5 protein-coding genes are annotated in these 3054 nt (G+C 65.4%); 1 reads left to right on the forward strand and 4 read right to left on the reverse strand.

Annotated features, from left to right (window positions below):
• Positions 1-34: 34 nt before the first annotated feature.
• The 4 genes from H926_RS0100070 to H926_RS24805 all read right to left on the reverse strand — a co-directional run bounded on the left by H926_RS0100070 (position 35) and on the right by H926_RS24805 (position 2606).
• Positions 35-367 (reverse strand): hypothetical protein, encoded by a 333-nt coding sequence (locus tag H926_RS0100070; protein WP_022674475.1) that lies wholly within the window; start codon positions 365-367, stop codon positions 35-37.
• Positions 368-438: 71 nt separating this feature from the next.
• Positions 439-897, reverse strand: a complete 459-nt coding sequence (locus H926_RS0100075; protein WP_022674476.1) for a MarR family winged helix-turn-helix transcriptional regulator — start codon at positions 895-897, stop codon at positions 439-441.
• Between the two features lie 154 nt (positions 898-1051).
• Complete coding sequence (gene mtnP / locus H926_RS0100080; RefSeq protein WP_022674477.1) at positions 1052-1948, reverse strand: S-methyl-5'-thioadenosine phosphorylase; 897 nt, start codon at positions 1946-1948, stop codon at positions 1052-1054.
• Positions 1938-2606, reverse strand: a complete 669-nt coding sequence (locus H926_RS24805; protein WP_022674478.1) for a TetR family transcriptional regulator — start codon at positions 2604-2606, stop codon at positions 1938-1940. Before H926_RS24805 ends, mtnP begins: the two co-directional genes overlap by 11 nt.
• 95 nt (positions 2607-2701) lie before the next feature.
• On the opposite strand from H926_RS24805, the gene H926_RS0100090 reads away from it, so the two are divergent.
• A partial coding sequence (locus H926_RS0100090) for an AIR synthase related protein (protein ID WP_022674479.1) occupies positions 2702-3054 on the forward strand: 353 nt, incomplete at its 3' end.

A 3054-nucleotide genomic window follows, 5' to 3' on the forward strand; every position in this document is an offset into this window, starting at 1 on the left:
TCGGCCGCGCTGGCGCCTTGCGGCACATCGGCCGTCATCGCCACCAGGCCCACCGCCGAGGCAGCGGATCGCGCGCGCCCATCAGCCCGTCGCCAGGCTGGTGGCGCAGGGCATCGGCCGAATCGGTCCAGTGAAACGTACGCGGCAGGGGCGCGGCCGCCTCGCGTTCGTGAAAGCGTTTGCGGGGGATGGCACCGTGCGCGAGTTCGATGCTCAGGCTTTCGAGAAGATCGGCGTGGCGGTGCCATTCGTCCAGCAACCGCTGCATCGTCGGCACCACATGATCGGCGTCGGCATACCAGGCGAGATCGTCGGACACCACGATCAGGCGCCCATCGCGCCCCTGCGGCAACGATGCCAGTTTCATGTTCACCTCTCCTGTTTCAGCTGCGACGATATTATCCCGGTTCTATTCTGGTATGGTTTTTGTCTTGAACTTTACTTGGCGCGCGCTTCGAACCGCCGCACCGCGCCCAACAGCTTGTCGAGCAGGGCACGCAGCTTCTCCGTTTCGCGCGGGGTCAGTGCGGAGAATATTTCCTCGTAAATTTCAAGCGCTTGCGGCCAAATCTGGGCATGGATGGCGCGGCCTTCGGCGGTAAGTTCGAGATGGTGGGAGCGTCCATCGGCCACATTGGGGCTGCGCTGCAGCAGGTTGCGATCCTCCAGCACCTTGCACGCGCGGTTGACGGCAACCTTGTCCATCTGGGTGGCGCGCACCAGGTCGCGCTGGGTCAGCGGGCCGGCATCGCCGAGCACCGCCATGACCCGCCATTCCGAGATTTTGAGCCCGAATTGCATACGATATTCGTTGGCAATGGCCTGGCTCACCGCACCAGAGGTGATGGCCATGCGATAAGGCACGAATTCGGCAAGACGGGTCTGGGTTCCGGGCATGGTTTCGTATCTACGGAAACCAGCGGCAATGGCAATAACGATATTTCTCTTTAATCGCTATGAACTCTTGCAATCGTGCAAGACAAGCTATCGCAGCGCAACTTTCGATACGCGCTGCGATGCAACAGGATCACAGACCGCAGCCGCCTGTCGGCTATGTCTTGAGCGCCCTGCCCGCCACCGCACCCAGCCGGGCGACCAGCACGGGATCGCGCTGCGCCGGCGCCGTCATGATCGCGCCGTCGAGCGCGCGGTCGATCGGACTGGGCGTGCGCAGCTGCGGCAAAAGACCGGCCAGCGCCACGACGGTAGCCTTCGCCGTTGCGGCATTGCCGCGCATCACCGACAGCACCTGGGCAACGTCAACATGATCGCCATCGCGCCAGGCATCGTAATCGGTGACCATGCCGATCAGGGCATAGGGCAGCTCTGCCTCGCGCGCGAGGCGCGCCTCGGGCATGGCGGTCATGCCGATCACGTCGGCACCCCATTGGCGGTAGAGGCGGCTTTCCGCGCGGGTGGAAAACTGCGGCCCCTGCATCGCCAGATAGCAGCCACCCCGGTGCACGCTGGCCCCGGCGGCCTGGGCCGCATCGGCAAGAAGGCCCGACAGGCGCGCACAGACCGGATCGGCGAGCGAGACATGGGCCACCAGCCCTTCCCCGAAAAAGCTTTGCGGGCGGCCATGGGTGCGATCAATGAACTGGTCCACCGCCACGAAACTGCCCGGTGCCAGCTCTTCGCGCAGCGAGCCGATCGCGGAAATGGCGACAAGGTCGGTCACCCCGCAGCGCTTCATCACGTCGATGTTGGCGCGGTGGTTGATGGCTTCGGGGGAAATCCGGTGCCCGGCGCCGTGGCGCGCCAGGAACACGAATTCCTGCCCGCCGATGCGCCCCAGCGTAACCGGCCCGGATAGCGCGCCAAACGGCGATTGCACCGCGATTTCCTGCACATCGTCCAGCACCGAGAGATCATAGATCCCCGAGCCGCCGATCACCCCGATGCGCCAGCGTGCGCCCGTTTTGGGCGTGTCCCGTTCAGTCTGCAAGAATGCCTGCCATGATGAAATCAACCGTGTGCTCGCGATAGCGGTCGCGCAGTTGTTCGGTCAACGAATCCTGGCCAAAGCAGTGGCGCAGCACCAGCCGTGCGGAAAAGAACCGGTCAGCCGCGCCGCTGACGGTGAAATAGAACATCTGCGGATCGATCGGACGGAACACCCCGCTTTTCACCCCCTCGCCGATCAGCTGGTCATAGGCGCGGCTAAGCGGGCGCAGGTACTTGTCGGCGATACGCCGCGCTTCGGCATCGTCGCTATCGCGCACCAGGCGCATGAGCAGCCGGTTGAGATAGGGGTAGCGGTAATAGGTATCGATGCAGCAGGAAATGTGGTGGCGCAGCTTGTCCTGCGGGGCCATGTCGCCCTTGGCCACCAGGGCGTCGACCGAGCGGACGATCTCGGCCATGTCGCGATCGAGCAAGGCGGTGAGCAGCCCGGCCTTGTTGCCGAAGTAATACTTCACCAGCGCCGAATTGAGGCCCGAGCGCAGCGAGAGTTCGGACAGCGAGATATCGACCAGGTCGCCCTCGCGCATCACCGCAGAGGCCGCCGCCAGCAGCAGATCGCGTGCGCCACCCGGTGCAGCGGCCGCATCAGGCGGCGGCGCAGCATAGTCGTGCGCGGTCTGTGGTCCTGCGTTGGTCATGTCGCCGTGGTCCTCTTCAACCGATCGATTAGGCGGCGCGGCCAGCCAGGGTCAAGCTACTTGCAAACAACGCTTCAGCCACTACCGCAGCACCGATGGACGAAGCAGCCTTCATCACCGCCCTGCGCGCCCTGGCGCCAGACCCTGCCGCGCGCGGGCTGGACGATGACGTGGCGGTGATCGCGCTGGGCGGGGAGCATCTCGTGCTCACCCACGACATGATGGTGGAAGGCGTGCACTGGCTGCCGGGCCAGGACCCGGCCGACGTGGCGTGGAAACTGGTGGCGACCAACCTGTCCGATCTGGCGGCCAAGGGCGCGGCGCCGCTGGGCGTGCTGCTGGGCTATGGCCTGGGTGGCGGCGAAGAGCGGTTCCTGGCCGGGCTGGCGGAGGCGCTGGCGGCGTTTGCCGTGCCGCTGCTGGGCGGAGACACCGTGCGCCGGGTCGG

The organism is Novosphingobium sp. B-7 (genome assembly GCF_000410615.1).
GTDB lineage: Bacteria > Pseudomonadota > Alphaproteobacteria > Sphingomonadales > Sphingomonadaceae > Novosphingobium > Novosphingobium capsulatum.

What these genes read in the sequence shown, in the direction of transcription:
- H926_RS0100070 (WP_022674475.1), bottom strand. Translation starts at nt 367, where the DNA reads ATGAAACTGGCATCGTTGCCGCAGGGGCGCGATGGGCGCCTGATCGTG.
- H926_RS0100075 (WP_022674476.1), bottom strand. Translation starts at nt 897, where the DNA reads ATGCCCGGAACCCAGACCCGTCTTGCCGAATTCGTGCCTTATCGCATG.
- H926_RS24805 (WP_022674478.1), bottom strand. Translation starts at nt 2,606, where the DNA reads ATGACCAACGCAGGACCACAGACCGCGCACGACTATGCTGCGCCGCCG.